An 18,159-nucleotide genomic window follows, 5' to 3' on the forward strand; every position below is an offset into this window, starting at 1 on the left:
ATTTCATGGCAGAAAAAATATTAATGAAGGGTAATGAAGCTATTGGTGAAGCTGCCATCAAAGCTGGATGTAAATGCTTTTTTGGATACCCAATAACACCACAAACAGAAATATCAGCATATCTTTCAAGAAAAATGCCTAAAATAGGCAGAGTTTTCTTACAAGCAGAAAGTGAAGTTGCAGCTATAAATATGGTTTATGGAGCAGCTGGAACTGGAGTAAGATGTATGACATCTTCAAGTTCACCTGGAATAAGCTTAAAAGCAGAAGGAATATCATATATAGCAGGTGCAGAATTACCATGCGTAGTTATAAACATAGTTAGAGGAGGCCCTGGTCTTGGAAGTATCCAACCAGCTCAATCAGACTATTTCCAAGCTACAAAAGGTGGAGCACATGGAGATTTTAATATGCCTGTATTCGCACCATCATCTATTCAAGAGATGGTTGATTTAATACAAGATGCTTTTGATGTTGCAGATTTATATAGAACTCCTGTAATGGTTATGGGAGATGGTATGCTTGGCCAAATGATGGAACCAGTTGAATTTAAAGAAAGAGAAGAAAGAGAGCTTCCAGATAAATCTTCTTGGGCAGCAAATGGATTAAATGGAAGAAAGAAACACAATGTTATAAATTCTCTTTACTTAAAACCAGAAATATTAGAAGAACATAACAAACACTTACAAGAAAAATTTAAAACAATAAAAGAAAATGAAGTTAGATATGAATTATTTAATTGTGATAGAGAAAATGATTTAGTTTTAGTTGCTTATGGAACAACATCAAGAATATGCAAAAATGTTGTTAAAATGGCAGAAAACGAAGGAATTAAATTAGGATTAATAAGACCTATAACATTATGGCCATTCCCAAAAGCAGCTTTTGATAAAACTCTTAATGGAACTAAACATGGTTACTTATCAGTTGAATTAAGCTGTGGACAAATGGTTGAAGATGTTAGATTATCTGTTGAAGGTAAAAAACCAGTAGACTTCTATGGTAGAAGTGGTGGTATGGTACCAACACCAGAAGAAATACTAGATAAAGTAAAAGAAATCGTAGGAGGTGCTAAGTAATGGCTATAGTATTTGAACCAACAAAAGCATTATTAGATGTTCCTACACACTATTGTCCAGGATGTACTCATGGAATTATTCATAGATTAGTAGGAGAAGTTTTAGACGAATTAAATGTTGTTGATAAAACAATAGGAGTTGCTCCTGTTGGATGTTCAGTTTTAGCATATGATTATTTTGCATGTGATATGTTTGAAGCTGCACACGGTAGAGCACCAGCTGTTGCTACTGGAATAAAAAGATCAAATCCAGATAAAGTTGTTTTCACATATCAAGGAGATGGAGACCTTGCAGCTATTGGTACAGCAGAAATAGTACATGCTGCAACTAGAGGAGAAAACATTGTAACTATATTCGTTAATAACTGTATTTATGGTATGACTGGTGGACAAATGGCACCAACTACATTACCAGGACAAGTTACAGAAACAACTCCATATGGTAGAGATGTAAAACTTCAAGGACACCCAGTTAGAGTATCAGAAATGATATCTACATTAAGTGGTGCTTGCTACGTAGAAAGAGTTTCTGTTGATAGTGTACCAAATGTTAATAAAGCTAAAAAAGCTATAAAGAAAGCATTTGAGAATGCTATAGCAGGAAAAGGATTCTCATTAGTTGAAGTTTTATCAATATGCCCAACTAACTGGGGATTAGCTCCAAAAGAATCTATGGAATGGCTAAGAAACAATATGATGCCATACTATACTTTAGGAGTTAAGAAAGATATTACAGGGGAGGTGGAATAATTATGGCATCACAAGATATAATCTTTGCAGGATTCGGTGGACAAGGTATTTTATCAATGGGTAAATTCTTAGCTTACGCTGGAATGGATGCTAATATGAATGTTTCATGGTTACCATCTTATGGTCCAGAAATGAGAGGGGGAACTGCTAACTGTTCAGTAATAGTTAGTGATGATCCAGTAGGCTCTCCAATAGTTACAAGACCAGAAACACTTATAGTTATGAATAGACCATCATTAGATAAATTTGAGAATGATTTAGCTAAAGGTGGATTATTAATAATGGATAGTGACCTTGTAGATAGAGATACTGTAAGAGATGATATAGAAGTAATAAAAATTCCAGCTCAAACAGAAGCTGCAAAAGTTAGCAGTAGTAAAATTGCAAACATGGTTCTTTTAGGAGCATTAGTTGCTAAAACAAACATAGTTACTATGGATGAAATATTAGCATCATTAAAAGCTCATGGTAAAGAAAAATTCTATGAAGCTAACAAAAAAGCATTAGAAGTTGGAGCTTCATACGTTAAATAAATGAAGGTTTAAATAAAATGAGAACTTTAAAATAGGATTTTTCTATTTTAAAGTTCTCATTTTTTATTAAAGACTGTTCACCTTTCACTATTACTTCTTAATTGGTTCCAAATATAAAAAGAGAAATAAATTATAACGCTACTAATGTCATTTGATAAAAACATTACTTTAAGTTTGAGCTTGGAACCCTATACATGTTTTAAACATAATTTATAGTTGAATATTTTGTAAAATATTTATTAAAAAGGATTAAAATGTTATATAACAAATTATAATATTAGATGTGAGGTAAAGTGGCATATAAATGATTAAATTTGGAGGGGAATTTTATGGATAAGAATAAAATTAATGATTTAAAAATCTCAGGAAGTGGAGAAGTTGGTGGGGGACAGTATAAAGATGTAGTTATAAGTGGATCAGGAAAAATTAATGGCAATATAGAATGTGATAACTTTAAGATAAGTGGAAGTGGAAAAGTAGATGGAACTATAAATTGTAAAGATAACTTTTCTATAAGTGGAAGTGGAAAAATAATTGGTGGAATAGTATGTGATAATATTTCATTAAGTGGAAGTTCAAAAATTGAAGGTGATATACAAGCTAGAAGTGGACATATAAGCGGAAGTTCTAAGATCGATGGAAGTATAACTGCTGAGGAATTTAAAGTTAGTGGTGGAGCAAAAATAGCAAACAATCTTTGTATAGATACTTTATATATATCAGGGGGAAGTGCTGTTGGTGGCAAAATTGAAGGTAAAGAATTAAAAATATCTGGCGGAGTTGAAGTAGAAAATAGTATAGAAGTAGAGAAATTTAAAGCAAGTGGTGTTTTTAGAGTAAATGGAATGTTAAATGCAGATTCTGTTAGTATTCAAATGGACGGTAGATGTGAAGCAAAAGAAATCGGTGCAAGTGTAATAGAAGTTAAAGATATATATGAAAAATCAATAATAAAAGGTTTATTAAGTGCTTTTATAAAATTAGCAGAAAGAAAACTTGTAGTAGATGTTATAGAAGCCGATGAAATTTACTTAGAAAATACAGAGGCAAAAGTTGTTAGAGGAAATAAAGTTGTTATAGGACCTAACTGCAATATAGAGCTACTAGAATATAGTGGTAAATTAGAGAAAAATGAAAATAGCATTATAAAAAATAGCAATAAAATAAATAAATAATTAATTAATAGGAGGGCAACCTCCTATTTTTGTATAGGAAATTTAACTTCTTCAACAAAATAAATATTCACACTTATGTTGAATATGAAGATAAATTTTATTTGTTGAAACTTTAGGGAGAATTTTAATAAAGAATAATATGCTAAATTTAGCTAATAATAAAAACAGGAAATATTAAGGTTAATGTCAAATAATAAAAGTAGAATTAACATTAATAAATAAAAAATAGGGGGTACTAGTCTATGGAAGAAACTAAGTCACTAAAAAGTATTACAGCAAAAGAGAGTGAAAAAATTGTTGGTGGGACTTTTAACAAAGTTGTCATAAGAGGAAAAAATATAATAGAAAAAGATATTAAGTGTAAAAGTTTTTTAGTGGATGGCGTTTGTAAACTAAAGGGGAATTTAGAAGCTAAAAGCATAGTAATTAAAGGACAAATGAGCATAGATAAAAGTGTGAGTGGAAAAAACGTTAGATTTGGCGGAATTGTTAATGTTAAAGAAAATTGTAATATAGAAGATTTAACAATTAGTGGTAAAGCTCTATTAGAAAAAGATATTATATGTAAGGAATTAAATATAGCTGGTTCAGCAAGCATAGATGGAAATGTTGAGAGCAGTTACATGTATGTATCAGGTGTTAGTTATTTAAAAGGAAATTTAAACGTTGATAAACTTGCACTAAGTGGTGGAATAATTGCAGAAAAATCAATAAAGGGTAGTAACATAAATATAACATTAGGTACAGAATCTAAAATAAACAATTTAAAAGGAAAAAATGTAACAGTAAAAAATCCAGAGAATACTGCAAAGCTTTTTTCTAAAATCTTGAAAAAATTAGTTAAAAATAAAGTTCAGTTGTCTTGTAAAAAAATAGAGGGAGATAAAATTTATTTAGAAAACACTACAGCCGATTTAGTCAGAGGAAATGTAGTTATAATTGGAGAAGGATGTAACATAAAAAAAGTAGAATACATAGAAGAACTTAAAGTTATTGAAAATGGAAAAGTTATAAAGAATATAAAGGTAGATTAAGATTATATAAATTAAAATTAGTGCGTAATTTTAAAGTGGTACAAATTAATAAAAATTGTGCTACTTTTTTTATTAGTAGTATAAAATCCTTCGTTTATTGTAGATTACAAACATTTATATTATAATATAAGTTATGTATTTATATTTTAGTATAGAATAAATTCTAGAGCATTGTAATTTATTTGTTACTAATTAAACTGAAGATTAAATTACATTAATAATATAAAAATATATTCATTTAATATAGGGATTTTATTTAAAGTTCATATATATGGATATATTTAATTTATGTTATCCAAATTTTTCATAGAATAAATTGTGAGAGTGCTTTGAAAAATATAATAAATGAATAAGAATATAAAGAGGAGAGGTTTCTTATTATGAGTAGAATATTTGGTACTGATGGAGTTAGAGGAATAGCTAACAGTGAGTTAACTGTTGAACTTGCATATAAGTTAGGAAAAGCAGGTGCATATGTATTAACAAATACATTACATAGACCTAAAATATTAGTTGGTATGGACACAAGAATTTCAGGAGATATGCTTGAAAGTGCATTAGTAGCTGGAATATTATCTAGTGGTGCAGAAGCTATATGTGTGGGAGTAGTTCCAACACCAGCAGTAGCGTATTTAACTAGAAAATATGGAGCAGATGCAGGAGTTGTTATATCAGCATCACATAATCCAGTTGAGTACAATGGAATAAAATTCTTTAATAAAGATGGATTTAAATTAAGTGATGAATTAGAAGATAATATACAAGCATTAATAGAAAAGAATTTTGAAGGAATAGAAGTTGTTACAGGCGAAAAGTTAGGTAAAAAAGTAGTTGTTGATAATGCAACACAAGACTATGTTGATTTTGCTGTATCAACTGTAAAGGGCGATTTAAAAGGATTAAAGATAGCTATAGATTGTGCAAATGGAGCATCATATAAAACTTCAGAATTAGCACTAAAGAAATTAGGTGCTGAAGTACTAGCTATAAATAATACACCAGATGGATGTAACATAAATAAAAATTGTGGATCAACTCATCCAGAAGGACTTATGAAATTTGTAGTAGAAAATAAATGTGATTTAGGACTTGCTTTTGATGGTGATGCAGATAGATGCTTAGCTGTAGATGAAAATGGAAAGTTAATAAACGGAGATTTCATGATGGTTATAGCAGCTAAACACTTAAAAGTTCAAGGGAAATTACATAAAGACACTGTAGTTGTTACAGTTATGAGTAATTTAGGACTTGATATAGCATTAAAAGAAGATAATATAAAAACTGTTAAAACTAAAGTTGGAGATAGATATGTTTTAGAAGAAATGAAAAAAGAAGGATATAGCATAGGTGGAGAGCAATCAGGACACGTTATATTCCTTGACTACAATACAACTGGTGATGGACTTGTTTCAGGACTTCAATTAGCAGCAACAGTTAAAGAAAGTGGAAAAACAGTAAGTGAACTTGCATCTGCAATGACAGAACTTCCACAAGTATTAGTTAATGCAAAGGTTCCAAATTCAATGAAAAACATTCACAATGAAGATGAAGAAATAAAAGTTGAAATTTCAAAAATGGAAAAGAAACTTGAAGGTGAAGGTCGTGTGTTAATAAGACCTTCAGGTACAGAACCACTAGTTAGAGTAATGCTAGAGGGAAAGAATCAAAATGAATTAGATGAAATGGCACATGCTTTAGCTAAATTAATAGAACAAAAAGCAAATTAATATAAAAAAACCTTGCAGTAGTTTGCAAGGTTTTTTATATTGTAAGAAAATCTAAGTTTTATGAATGTAAAGTAACATATGATTACTATTTATTCCAAGAAACAGTAATTATTTAAAACGTTATCAATAAAAATTTCCAAGAAACTCTAATAAATTTGACATTTTATTTCCAAGACTAAACGGCTGAATCGACGTCCTGTCTAGGCAGTCGCTGAACCCGTCCTTGGGTTCAGGTCTTGAAAATAAAACACAAATTAATAAGATTTTCTAAATCAATTTTTAAAGAAATACTAATTTAAATGATTCCTGTTTCTTGATGAAAGAAAAAAAGTTTTTCAATTGATAAATTCAAAACTATTCTTTTAGCTGTAAATATAATCATTTCAAAAGAAATGATTATTATAAAATGATTCCGAACTAGTCTCACTCTTAAGGGTATGCAAGTTTTGGAGCTAATAATTATGAAGATGAACTTGGAACCCTATAGAAAATGATAAAGTTTACAAAGGGTTATATTAGAAAAATAGAAGAGGTGTGTTAGAAGTTATAGGAGATGAGAAAAGTTTAATAAATTTTCTTATATTGTTTTATTAAGAATTAAATAAATGATATAATGTGTACAATTAATGAGTTATTCACAAAGTTATGCACATTATATATAAAATAGTGTGCATTAATGCTTTAATAATTAAAAGTATTAATATTATAAAATAATATTAATACAGAATATTTATAAATATAAGATATAAATAAAAATATAACAATTACTCTAAAAAACTTTATGGTAAAAAATAACATTGACCATTATATTGACGTTGAATATAATAAATTGAGGTTTAGTTATGTTAAATAAGCCTAATTAAAGCGCCAGGACTTATTTTTTTTATAAATTTTTTTATCATGACATACTTGGAAGTGTTTACGACAAGGTATGTTTTAAATGAAATTATAGATAATCTAAGTTGACGAGGATGGGGAGAATCGAATCTTCGGCGGGTGCCCCACGGTATCGCACTACCGTTAAAGATTGGTAAAAGCAAGAAGTGATTTTTGTGACAACATCAATCAGGTGTTAAAACCTTTTTTATATAGGTAGTTTTTTTGTTATTTTTCATGTTTTGTGTAAATAATAAATCTAAACACCTATGAGATTAATAATATTAGATATAATTGGAGGAAGAAAATTATGTGCGGAATAGTAGGTTATTTTGGAAATCGAGAAGCAGCACCATTATTAGTTCAAGGACTAAGTAAGTTAGAGTATAGAGGATATGACTCAGCAGGTGTGGCTATAATAGAAAATGGAGATATAAAAGTTACTAAATGTAAAGGTAGACTTAAAAATCTTGAAAATAAATTAGAGGAGAATCCTATACACGGATTAGTTGGTATAGGTCATACAAGATGGGCAACACATGGACAGCCATCAGATGTAAATTCTCATCCACATTCAAATAAAACAGAAACAATAAGCGTTGTTCACAACGGAATTATAGAAAACTACTTAGAACTAAGAGAGTGGTTAACTAGTGAAGGATACGAGTTTAAATCTCAAACAGATACAGAGGTAATACCAAACTTAGTAGATTACTTCTATGAAGGAGATTTATTAAAAGCTGTTATAAAAGCTACTGAAAAAATGGAAGGAAGTTATGCTATAGGAGTTATAGCTAAAAATGAACCAGATAAGTTAGTAGCAGTAAGAAAAGACAGCCCACTTATAGTTGGACTTGGAAAAGAAGAAAGCTTTGTAGCTTCTGATATACCAGCAGTATTAGCTGAAACTAGAGATGTTTATTTATTAAATGATAAAGAGTTTGTTATTCTAACAAAAGAAGGCGTTAAAATAGTAGATGCTAATGAAACTGAAATTAAAAAGGACATATATAAAGTAACTTGGGATGCAGATGCAGCTGAAAAAGGTGGATTTGAACATTTCATGTTAAAAGAAATACACGAACAGCCAAAAGCTGTAAAAGATACTATGGCTTCAAGAATAGCTGTAGGTCAGCCAATAAAATTAGATGATATAAATATAACAAAAGAGCAAATACAAAAATTAAATAAAGTTTATATAGTTGCTTGCGGAACAGCATATTATGCTGGAGTAGTAGGAAAGTATGCTATAGAAAAATTAGCAAGAATACCAGTAGAAGTTGATATAGCTTCTGAATTTAAATATAGAGATCCAATCATTGATGAAAACTCATTAATGATAATAGTAAGCCAATCAGGAGAAACAGCAGATACATTATCAGCATTAAGACTTGCAAAAGAAAAAGGTGCTAGAGTAATAGCTGTTACAAATGTAGTTGGAAGTACAGCTTCAAGAGAAGCAGATGATATATTATACACATTAGCAGGACCAGAAATAGCTGTTGCATCAACAAAAGCTTATTTAACTCAATTAACTGCAATGTATATAATTGCATTATTCTTTGCTGAGCAAAAAGGAACTGTATCTACTGAGAAACTAGAAGAAATAAAAACAGAAATGTTAAACCTTCCAGATAAAGTTGAAACAGCATTAAGCTGCAAAGAAGAAGTTAAGGCATTAGCAGAAACTACTAAAGATGAAAAAGACATGTTCTTCTTAGGTAGAGGAGTAGACTATGCAGTAGCATTAGAAGGTGCTTTAAAATTAAAAGAAATATCTTATATTCATGCTGAAGCTTATGCAGCTGGAGAATTAAAACATGGTCCAATAGCATTAATAGAAGATGGAACAGTTGTAATAGCATTAGGAACTCAAGAAGAGTTATTTGATAAAATGGTAAGCAACGTGCAAGAAGTTGTTTCAAGAGGAGCTAAAGTTTATGCTGTAGCTCAAATGGGACACGAAGAAGTTAAGAAAACAGCAGACAGCGTAGTATATGTACCAAAAGTAATGGACTTATTAGCTCCAATCGTAGCAGTAATTCCACTACAACTATTCTCATACTACATGGCAATAGCAAAAGGCTGTGACGTTGACAAACCAAGAAACTTAGCAAAATCAGTAACAGTTGAATAATATTAAATCATATAAAAAACTGCCTAAGATAAATAAAAATTTATCTTAGGCAGTTTTTTTTATAGTATTCAACTAATTTGTCCTGAAAATTTAATAAAAATCATTAAATGAACTGGAAATCTAGTTTTAATATTTACTTTCAAGTACACTAACTATAGGGTTCCAAGCTGAAAAATGAAATTATTCAAATATTAAATGAGAATAGTAGTATTCCAAGAAAAAGTAATTATTTAAAACGTTATTCATAAAAATCTCAAAGAAACTCTAATGGATTTGCTATTTTATTTCCAAGACTAAACGGCTATAAGTGAACTAAATTAAGACCTATGTAATTAAATTCTAGTCTATTTTTCATAACTCTTCGTCAGTAATTCACATTAATAAAATACCATTATTGATGCGAATTGCTTCCTTGATTTATAAAAAATATACATTGAATTTTTAATTACATATTTCTAAATTTAGTTCACACGACGTCCTCTCTAGGCAGTCGCTGAACCCGTCCTTGGGTGTTCAGGTCTTGAAAATAAAAAACAAATTAATAAGAGTTTCTAAATCAATTTTTAAAGAAATACTAATTTAAATAATTCCTGTTTCTTGATAATGAATAGAGAGAGGATTAAATGATATTCTGTAAAGATTTCAAAGAAAAATTCATGAAATTCTCTAATAAAACTTTAAATGAATAGATTATTAGATTTCAATAAAAAACTTGTATTACATATCAAAAATCAGGATAAAAATAAAGATAAAACCTTATTAAATATTGAATGTATTTTATTTGAAGCACAAAGATTTGAGTGTAAATATTAGAATTGAAAATTAGTGTTAAGCCTAATTTATTATAACCTTATTATGACTGTAGGATTAAGGAAATAGGTGAGGTGAATTTATGGATAAGTTGCTGGAAAGGATTTTGGAGTAATATGAGTTTTTATGAGTATACAGCCGTATCAAAATGATATGGTCTTTTATTAGGTATTTATATAGTTATATGTTATAAAATGTAAAATAGAGAGGAATTAGTAAATAACATATAGAATAGATATAGAGTTATAAATAAAAGAATGAGTTGGAATATTTTGTGTTTAGCAGAAAATAAATGGGGATATGTTTTGTTAGATTTTATTAAAATTACTGAAAAAGAAATGTTAGAAGATGATTTATATAGACCAATTACAGGTTCATTAATATTAGTTAAATGTAATGATAAATATCTTATTGCATTTAACAAGTTTAGAAATCAATGGGAGATACCTGCTGGTGGAGTAGAACAAGGTGAGACACCAAGGGAATGTGCGGAAAGAGAATTATTAGAAGAAACAAACCAAAAAGCAGGAAATATACAGTTTAAGGGCATATTTAAATTATATGATAAGCATAGAGGTATAACAAAATATCAAGCAATGTATAGTGCTTGTATTAATAAACTTGAAGAATTTATTGAGAATAATGAAATGGACAAGATTATGCTGTGGGATTTACAAACTCTTATTGGAGATTTTGATGAAGTAGATAGAAAAATGATTGAATTATGTTTATTAGATAATACTTTATAATAAAGTTAAAATTTTAGCTTTAGAGTGTATTAAGGAAACTATTATTGCTAAAGGATTAATTGTTTGCATAGTAATTTCAGTAATAAAATAACTTAGAAATGAAACTTTAAGTATTAAAGCTTAAATATAAGAGTTTGGCTATGTCTATATTAAAATAAGCCAATTATACTATAAGATAACTATTCAAATAATTATTTGTGGATAAATTATTTACAGTAAGAAGATTATAATCATTAATTTATAAAGTATTTTGAGGACACTGTTAAGTTAAGATGGAGACAGGAGGATATAATGGATAAAGATGATGGTTTAATTATTTGCACTGAAAAATTATTGCAATCTATATTTAAAAAAGTAGTAATGGTAAAATCTATTGGACATGAAGAACTAGGAAGAAATTCAGTATACTACATCCAAAAATATGATATTATATTGAAATTATATAAAGACAAGATGAGGTGGGGAAGAGAAGTGGCTTCACTTAACTATCTTATTGGCAAGAAAAGTATTTGCTTTCCTAATATAGTTGATTACGGTGTATTTGAATATAGAACATATTGGGTATTGATTGAAAGATTAAATGGTATTAATTTATCTAGTGTAATTTGGAATTTAAATGAAAATTATAGGTTAGATATGTATAAAGAAGTTGGAAGTTTACAGGCAGCTTTCCATAAAGAGTGTACAGTAGATGTATTTGGAGATTGGGATGTAAATGGAAAAATACTAGATCCAAAAGAATCATATTTTTCATATGTTAAGGAGAAAAATGATAAACAGGTTAAAAAAATAATTTCTAAGGGATATCCTGATACAAAGTTATTTATGCTAGCAGCAGAGAAGCTTAAGGAATTGGAATATACTGTGGAAGATTGTAGTGTAAAGTCACTGTGTCACAATGACTTTATATTCAGAAATATTTTAGTGGATAATAAGTATAACTGGAAAATAACTGGAGTTATTGACTTTGAAAGGTGTTATCCAAGCGATCCTGAAACTGATATTTCACCTATATTAATATACATATATATGAAAAAGGAGATGGATTATTTTTTAAGTGGTTATACAAAAGTACGTACATTAAGTAATACATTTGATAAAAAAATAAAATATTACTTAATTGCATTTTGTTTAGAAGTATGCAATTGGTCATATAAAGTTGCCATTGATTACTATGAAAGATCAAAGAAAATGTTAGAGTTTTTAATAAATAAATAGTTATTTAATGAGTTTATTATGGTTAAAGCATAAGTATATGAACTGTGAATGATGTTTTGTATACTTTTAAAATTTATATTAATTTTGGAGAAAAAGGTTATGTGTGTGAATGAATACTTTAAAAAGAATAGATATCTACTTATGAAATGGATGATGTATGAATTTTTTTGTTCTGTAGCTATAGTATTATGGTCATTTTTTATGAAAAGTTTATATGATGTTTTAGTTAATGAAGGTCTTGGTAGTATTAAAAATTTATTTATATATGGTCTATTTTTCGTTATATTTTATTTTATATCAAGTTATTATAGTGAAAGATCAAAGGCGAAGTATTTAAATGGATGTAATAATATGTTAAAGAATGATTTGTATTCTTGTATTATGAATAAAAATATTAATTCATTTAATGAAGATAATAGTGCAAAATATATTTCTATACTAAATAATGATGTGAAATTAATAGAAGAAAAATACTTTTGTTTGTTGCCAACTATTTTTGCATCTTATATGCTAGCTTTCATAGCTGGAGTAACAATGATATTTTATGATGCTTTATTAGGAACAGCTACTCTTTTTATCAATCTTCTTCCAATAGTTGTTTCTTATTTTATAGGAAACAATTTGTCACAAAAGAGAAAGATATATATGGATCACTTAGAAAAATTCAATTTAAATATAAAAGATATTTTTAATGGATTTGATATAATAAAAACATTTAATGCAGAAGATAGGGTTGGGGAAAAGTTTAGAGAAATCAATTGTAAAACAGAGGGTAGACTGTTAGAGTTAAGGAAAAGTGAATCGTTAGTACAAGCAATAATGAGTACTTTAAATTATTTGACAGCAGTTATTCAATTAGTTTTATCAGTGTATTTAATTTATAAAAATTATATAAATATGGGTATTTTATTAGGAATCATGCAAATATCTAATTATGTATCAAACCCAATAGAACATTTATCGCAATACATGGTTCAATATAAATCTGTAAAAAGTATAAAAAATAGAATAAATGACATTTTGAATATAGATAATGATATATCTATTAACAAGGTAAATATAAATGGAATAAATACGATTAGTTTGAAAGATATAAGTTATAGTTATAATGAGAAAAATGATGTTATAAAAAATTTTAGTTTTGATTTTGAGTCAGGAAAAAAATATGCCATAGTTGGAAGAAGTGGATGTGGAAAGTCTACTTTAATAAAATTAATTATGCATTATTATGAAAATTATAGCGGGCATATACTAATAGATGATAATGAATTAAGAAATATAGATAAGAAAAGTTTATATAATAATGTGTGCTTGATTGGGCAAAATATTATGTTGTTTGATGATAATATTAGAAATAATATAACAATGTTTCAAGAATTTGAAGATAAAGAAGTTATAGATGTAACAAATTTAGTTGGGCTAAATAGTATAGTTAATAATTCTGAAGAAGGAATATATTCTAAGGTTTTAGAAAGTTGTATGAATTTTTCAGGAGGAGAGAAGCAGAGAATAGCAATATCCAGAGCATTAATAAGAAATACACCTATTATCATATTAGATGAAGCTACATCAAATTTAGCTAAGAAAAGCACCAGCTACTATTGAATTTGAGTAATTTAAAACACTGTAAACTCTTAGTTTTACTAGGTTTTAAGTAGATTAATAAATTTATAAAGTAGGTAGTTAAGAAAGCTATTTTTATTGAAAAAGTGGCAATCATGACTACCTATTTATTTATTTTAAAGGAGGCTTTCATATGAAGAAAGAGCCAATGGAACAAACAATATTACCTGAAATTAAGATAAGAAAAAGAAAAGTATCATCAGATTTTGCAATAACAAATATAAGCTATAGAAGTTTATTTCAATTATACGTTAGAGAATGTAAAATTAAAAATTTAACTGAGACAACAATAAAGTGATATGAATATGCTACAAGATATTTTCTTGATTTTGCTGGCTATGATTTGATGTGATATGACGTAACACAGGAACTTATAAATAATTATTATCTTCATTTACAAAAGGTACATAAAGCAACAACTATAAATAGTTATATATTTAAGATATCTCATACAATTTTATATGGAGTGGAGAATGAATATATCAATGAAAAGATTGAGTTTACTCATATGGCTGAACAGGAAACAATTAAACAGATTTATACACATGAGGAATTAGAAGCTTTATTAAAAAGACCTACTTCTAATGATTTTTGTGAATTTCATGCATGGGTAATTATAAGTACATTTTTGCTACAGGAATTAGAGCACAGGAATTAAGATTCATTAGAATAAAAGATGTAAACTTAAAGCAAGGTTATATAACTTTAAATGTTACTAAGAATAAAGAAGCTCGTATTATTCCAATCCCATCATAACTTCATATTGAATTAAGTGAATGGATGCAGTTTAGAAATACATCAAAGGAGGACTTTTAATTTTGTAATATTTATGGAGAGTAAATACAAAGAACTGTATTAAAAACACTTGTAAAGCGTTATTAATTAAGACGAGGAGTAAAAAGATATGGGTTACATTTATATAGACATACTTTTATTACTTTATCAGTTAGAAAAGGAATGTCACCAGTAATGTAAAAAAGAGTAACTGGACATAAAAGTATTAAGCATAATTAATTACATAAAATATTAGAGTTTTTTAAAAGTATCTATGTACTATTAAAGGAACATAGATACTTATTTTTAGTTACTTTTTAGAAACCCATTTAGCTTGGCCTTTTTTCTTAAAGTAATCAATAAAATATGATTCAACGCCTTCAGCCATATATGAAGGATCAATTTTAAATGTGATGACATATATAATTCTACTAGTTTTTTTAAAACTGTTTAGGTATGTGCAGATAGGTTTAATCGCAGAGCCTGTCTTTTTAGTAGTATTTTTTAGTAGATGTAATCCTAACCTATAATTAAATCCTTTTTGCCTATATATTGGCACTTAAAGTTTTTATCAAATAAGAAGTAAATATTATCATCTTTATTAAACGAAAATTTAAAATTAGAAAAGACTTTTTTCCCATTTACACTAATTAAATATGTAGTTAATTTAGTTGCAACTTGTTTGTTGTCAAATTCTAACTTAAGAGCGTTTTTTTGGTTAATTGTAAATTAATATTATTCATATCATTTTGGAGTTGTTGAGAAAATGCAAAGTTTATACTCATAGAAAATCCCCTACCTATTATTTTTATTAGTAAAGAGTAATAATAATTAACAAAAGACACTAAGTATATTACTAATTAAGTGGCTTTTTAAGTTACTTTTCACTATTATCAATTATTTATATTTCATGCTTTTGGAACAATAATTTTAATGCTTCGTCAACAAGTTTTGATTTAGGAATTCTAGTTTGTTTTGACAATTCATCTAAGGTATCAAATAGTTTTGTATCAACTGTCATAGTATATTGTTTTCTTGTTTTATATAATCCAGCCATATTTTTTCACCTCGTTATTAGTCTATTATACAACTTTAAAATTAAATGATAGATAAAAGTGATGCAGAAACACTTAAAACGATAGGTGAGTTGAACCAATGCAGTAAATAAACAGGATTATTATTCAAACTAGAATTTCTTCTATTTTAAGGTTTTTAAGGTAATAATAATTTGCTAGGTGAGTGGCGGCCAATAACCTAAAATAACATTCATGGTGGTAGTTTTATGCTTTAAAGAGTAGGTAAGCATTAGTAATAATAGACATGATGGACAGAATAGTTGATGGTAAAACTAATGTGATTAGATAATTATTGCTAATAGAAGATGTTAATACGATGAACTCAGTTATACGGTGATATTTACATGGATCTTACAATGTCTTCAATTAGTAATAATTGAAGACATTGTAAGATACTTTATTACACCTCAGAATCTAGTAACCAATGATCTTAGAAGAACTTAATAATGGGAATATTGTTAAATATAATATATAATAGAATAAAGTGTATAAATATAAAAAGTAGTTGTTAAGCTGATTGTGAGGGAGATATAAACATGTATTTAGGTGAGGTTAATATATGGAATTTTAGAAAGTATGGACATGCTAATATAACAGAAAATCCAGCAATACAAGTTAAATTAAATTCTGGACTAAATGTACTTATTGGTGAGAATGATGCTGGGAAGACGGCTATTATTGATGCGATAAAATTAGTTTTAGGAACTAAAAGCCATGATAATATACATATTCAGGAGTCGGATTTTTATATAGATGATAATGGTGTAAGAAGTGAGAACATAAAAATAGAGTGTATATTTAGAAAACTTTCAGAGGAGGAATCAGGAAGTTTTTTAGAGTGGATTGATTTCGATAAGGAAGGAGATCCAGAATTACAGGTAAGATTGATTGTAAAGAATACAGAAAATAAAATATCATATTCTATTAATGCAGGATTACCTGATTTAGATTCGAAATTTCAAGCAATAGATCTATTGTCTGCAACATATCTAAAGCCTTTAAGAGATGCTGAAAATGAATTGAAACAAGGATATCATTCTAGGTTGGCACAAATACTAAATAATCATCCTATTTTTAAGCATAATAAGGAGCAGCAACATACATTAGAAAAGTATTTTAGTGTTGCTAATAAAAAGATAGAAGAATATTTTAAAAAGGATGATTTAGAGAAAGATGAGGAATTTGGAATTGAAGATGGGGAAAAGGGAGCAAGAGAAATTACAAAAAGTTTGGATACTACTTTAGATGCATTTATGGGAAGTAGTTATTCAGAACAGGGGTATTCACCTAAAGTAACAATAAGCCAAAATCAGTTAACTAGTATATTAAGAAAATTAAGTTTGGTAATTACAGATAATAAAATTGGACTTGGTTCATTAAATCAATTGTTTATAGCACTTGAGTTATTACTATTTGATATAGAAGATAGTTATAATTTGGCTCTTATTGAAGAGGTTGAGGCACATTTACATCCTCAAGCTCAGTTGAGATTAATTGAATACTTACAAGAAAGAATGGAAAATAAAAAATTACAGTTTATTATAACAACACATAGCATAACACTAGCTTCAAAAATAAAGTTGGATAATTTAATTTATGTAAAAAATAATTTAACATATCCATTAGATTCAGGGAATACAGGATTAAGTGCTGGTGATTATAAATACTTAGAAAGATTCCTAGATGCAACAAAATCAAATTTATTTTTCGCAAAAGGTATTATATTTGTTGAAGGAGATGCTGAAAACTTAATTGTGCCAGTAGTTGCAAAAATTATTAATTTTCCATTAGAGAAGTATGGAGTATCAGTTGTTAATGTTGGAAGTTTGGCATTTTTGAGGTATGCTAACATATTTAAAAGAACTGATGGAACAGTTATTGATATACCTTTATCTATAATAACTGATTTGGATATTCGACCAGATTGTTACTATTCAGAGAAAAGTGAGATAAATACTAATACCTTTATAGTAATTCAAGATGATTTATCTGATTTAGAAGAGAAGTATAAGTTAGAACTAAAATGTATTAAAGATAAATACTTCTTAGATAAAGATGAACTATTTTGTGAGATTAAAAAATCAAATGGAGTGGAAAACTTTAATAGTCATAGAGGGTTTAAAGCAGCTTTAGAAGGAAGAATGAAAACAGTTATTGATACAAAACGTTTAATGGGAATAAGGAAGAATATAAAGGAAAAAAAATATTGTACTGAAAAAGCAAAATTATATACTAATGATTGGACTTTGGAGTATGATATTGCATTAAGTGGATTAAGGGAATATCTTTATGCATCTATATGTATAGCGAAAAAATTAAAAGTGGATGAAGAAATAAGTATAGATGTTACAGATGAAGTTAAGTGTGCCAAAGAAAATATTAAAAAGTGGAGTGAAAGTGGTGATCATGATGATTTGATTGCCTATAAAATATATAAGGATTTGCTAGATAAAAATGCATCTAAAGCAATAGCAGCACAATACTTTGCAGATATGCTAGTAACTAATAGTAGTTCTGTTAAACAAATTATAGAGTCTGATACACATTTATGTTATTTAGTAAACGCAATAAAACATGCTTGTAGACAGGAGGAATAGTT

The 18,159-nt window shown here is 28.0% G+C and carries 14 protein-coding genes; 13 read left to right on the forward strand and 1 reads right to left on the reverse strand.

What is annotated here, in order from left to right; genetic code table 11:
* Window positions 1-5: 5 nt before the first annotated feature.
* From AC07E4_RS04915 to AC07E4_RS04970, 12 genes are all read left to right on the forward strand, one after another.
* Window positions 6-1,079 carry a 3-methyl-2-oxobutanoate dehydrogenase subunit VorB gene (locus AC07E4_RS04915; protein WP_478215839.1) on the forward strand — a complete coding sequence of 358 codons (1,074 nt, stop codon included), beginning with the start codon at window positions 6-8 and terminating at the stop codon, window positions 1,077-1,079.
* Entirely contained in the window at window positions 1,079-1,828 is a 750-nt protein-coding gene (locus AC07E4_RS04920) for a thiamine pyrophosphate-dependent enzyme (protein ID WP_040327620.1), read from the forward strand. The genes AC07E4_RS04915 and AC07E4_RS04920 overlap by 1 nt, the downstream gene beginning before the upstream one ends.
* A 2-nt stretch (window positions 1,829-1,830) precedes the next feature.
* The gene (locus AC07E4_RS04925; RefSeq protein WP_040327622.1) at window positions 1,831-2,361 is read left to right on the forward strand and encodes a 2-oxoacid:acceptor oxidoreductase family protein; all 531 of its coding nucleotides are present in this window, start codon (window positions 1,831-1,833) and stop codon (window positions 2,359-2,361) included.
* Window positions 2,362-2,690: 329 nt separating this feature from the next.
* Window positions 2,691-3,536 carry a polymer-forming cytoskeletal protein gene (locus AC07E4_RS04930; RefSeq protein WP_040327625.1) on the forward strand — a complete coding sequence of 282 codons (846 nt, stop codon included), beginning with the start codon at window positions 2,691-2,693 and terminating at the stop codon, window positions 3,534-3,536.
* Window positions 3,537-3,778: 242 nt separating this feature from the next.
* Window positions 3,779-4,570, forward strand: coding sequence for a polymer-forming cytoskeletal protein (locus AC07E4_RS04935; protein WP_478215840.1), 792 nt, complete (start codon window positions 3,779-3,781; stop codon window positions 4,568-4,570).
* A gap of 380 nt (window positions 4,571-4,950) precedes the next feature.
* Window positions 4,951-6,297 carry a phosphoglucosamine mutase gene (gene glmM, locus AC07E4_RS04940; RefSeq protein ID WP_478215841.1) on the forward strand — a complete coding sequence of 449 codons (1,347 nt, stop codon included), beginning with the start codon at window positions 4,951-4,953 and terminating at the stop codon, window positions 6,295-6,297.
* A 1,186-nt stretch (window positions 6,298-7,483) separates the two neighbouring features.
* On the forward strand, window positions 7,484-9,310 hold the full coding sequence (gene glmS, locus AC07E4_RS04945; protein ID WP_430829078.1) for a glutamine--fructose-6-phosphate transaminase (isomerizing): 1,827 nt from the start codon (window positions 7,484-7,486) through the stop codon (window positions 9,308-9,310).
* Between the two features lie 1,115 nt (window positions 9,311-10,425).
* Entirely contained in the window at window positions 10,426-10,869 is a 444-nt protein-coding gene (locus AC07E4_RS04950; RefSeq protein WP_478215842.1) for an NUDIX domain-containing protein, read from the forward strand.
* A gap of 291 nt (window positions 10,870-11,160) precedes the next feature.
* Window positions 11,161-12,087: an aminoglycoside phosphotransferase family protein gene (locus AC07E4_RS04955; RefSeq protein ID WP_478215843.1), complete on the forward strand. Its 927-nt coding sequence runs from the start codon at window positions 11,161-11,163 to the stop codon at window positions 12,085-12,087.
* 99 nt (window positions 12,088-12,186) lie between these two features.
* Complete coding sequence (locus tag AC07E4_RS04960; RefSeq protein ID WP_478215844.1) at window positions 12,187-13,692, forward strand: ABC transporter ATP-binding protein; 1,506 nt, start codon at window positions 12,187-12,189, stop codon at window positions 13,690-13,692.
* Window positions 13,693-13,843: 151 nt separating this feature from the next.
* On the forward strand, window positions 13,844-14,008 hold the full coding sequence (locus AC07E4_RS04965) for a hypothetical protein (protein WP_478215845.1): 165 nt from the start codon (window positions 13,844-13,846) through the stop codon (window positions 14,006-14,008).
* 308 nt (window positions 14,009-14,316) lie between these two features.
* Entirely contained in the window at window positions 14,317-14,466 is a 150-nt protein-coding gene (locus AC07E4_RS04970; RefSeq protein ID WP_478215846.1) for a tyrosine-type recombinase/integrase, read from the forward strand.
* 919 nt (window positions 14,467-15,385) lie between these two features.
* On the opposite strand, the gene AC07E4_RS04975 is transcribed toward AC07E4_RS04970, so the two are convergent.
* Window positions 15,386-15,541, reverse strand: coding sequence for a ribbon-helix-helix domain-containing protein (locus AC07E4_RS04975; RefSeq protein ID WP_478215847.1), 156 nt, complete (start codon window positions 15,539-15,541; stop codon window positions 15,386-15,388).
* 555 nt (window positions 15,542-16,096) lie between these two features.
* On the opposite strand from AC07E4_RS04975, the gene AC07E4_RS04980 reads away from it, so the two are divergent.
* The gene (locus tag AC07E4_RS04980; protein ID WP_478215848.1) at window positions 16,097-18,157 is read left to right on the forward strand and encodes an ATP-dependent nuclease; all 2,061 of its coding nucleotides are present in this window, start codon (window positions 16,097-16,099) and stop codon (window positions 18,155-18,157) included.
* Window positions 18,158-18,159 lie beyond the last annotated feature (2 nt).

It is taken from the genome of Clostridium amazonense (genome assembly GCF_056431285.1).

Excerpts from the sequence above, each read along its gene's own strand:
- AC07E4_RS04925 (WP_040327622.1), top strand. The coding sequence starts at position 1,831 with ATGGCATCACAAGATATAATCTTTGCAGGATTCGGTGGACAAGGTATT.
- AC07E4_RS04965 (WP_478215845.1), top strand. The coding sequence starts at position 13,844 with ATGAAGAAAGAGCCAATGGAACAAACAATATTACCTGAAATTAAGATA.
- AC07E4_RS04970 (WP_478215846.1), top strand. The coding sequence starts at position 14,317 with ATGGGTAATTATAAGTACATTTTTGCTACAGGAATTAGAGCACAGGAA.
- AC07E4_RS04955 (WP_478215843.1), top strand. The coding sequence starts at position 11,161 with ATGGATAAAGATGATGGTTTAATTATTTGCACTGAAAAATTATTGCAA.
- AC07E4_RS04960 (WP_478215844.1), top strand. The coding sequence starts at position 12,187 with ATGTGTGTGAATGAATACTTTAAAAAGAATAGATATCTACTTATGAAA.
- AC07E4_RS04920 (WP_040327620.1), top strand. The coding sequence starts at position 1,079 with ATGGCTATAGTATTTGAACCAACAAAAGCATTATTAGATGTTCCTACA.
- AC07E4_RS04930 (WP_040327625.1), top strand. The coding sequence starts at position 2,691 with ATGGATAAGAATAAAATTAATGATTTAAAAATCTCAGGAAGTGGAGAA.
- AC07E4_RS04935 (WP_478215840.1), top strand. The coding sequence starts at position 3,779 with ATGGAAGAAACTAAGTCACTAAAAAGTATTACAGCAAAAGAGAGTGAA.
- AC07E4_RS04975 (WP_478215847.1), bottom strand. The coding sequence starts at position 15,541 with ATGGCTGGATTATATAAAACAAGAAAACAATATACTATGACAGTTGAT.
- glmM (WP_478215841.1), top strand. The coding sequence starts at position 4,951 with ATGAGTAGAATATTTGGTACTGATGGAGTTAGAGGAATAGCTAACAGT.
- AC07E4_RS04915 (WP_478215839.1), top strand. The coding sequence starts at position 6 with ATGGCAGAAAAAATATTAATGAAGGGTAATGAAGCTATTGGTGAAGCT.
- glmS (WP_430829078.1), top strand. The coding sequence starts at position 7,484 with ATGTGCGGAATAGTAGGTTATTTTGGAAATCGAGAAGCAGCACCATTA.
- AC07E4_RS04980 (WP_478215848.1), top strand. The coding sequence starts at position 16,097 with ATGTATTTAGGTGAGGTTAATATATGGAATTTTAGAAAGTATGGACAT.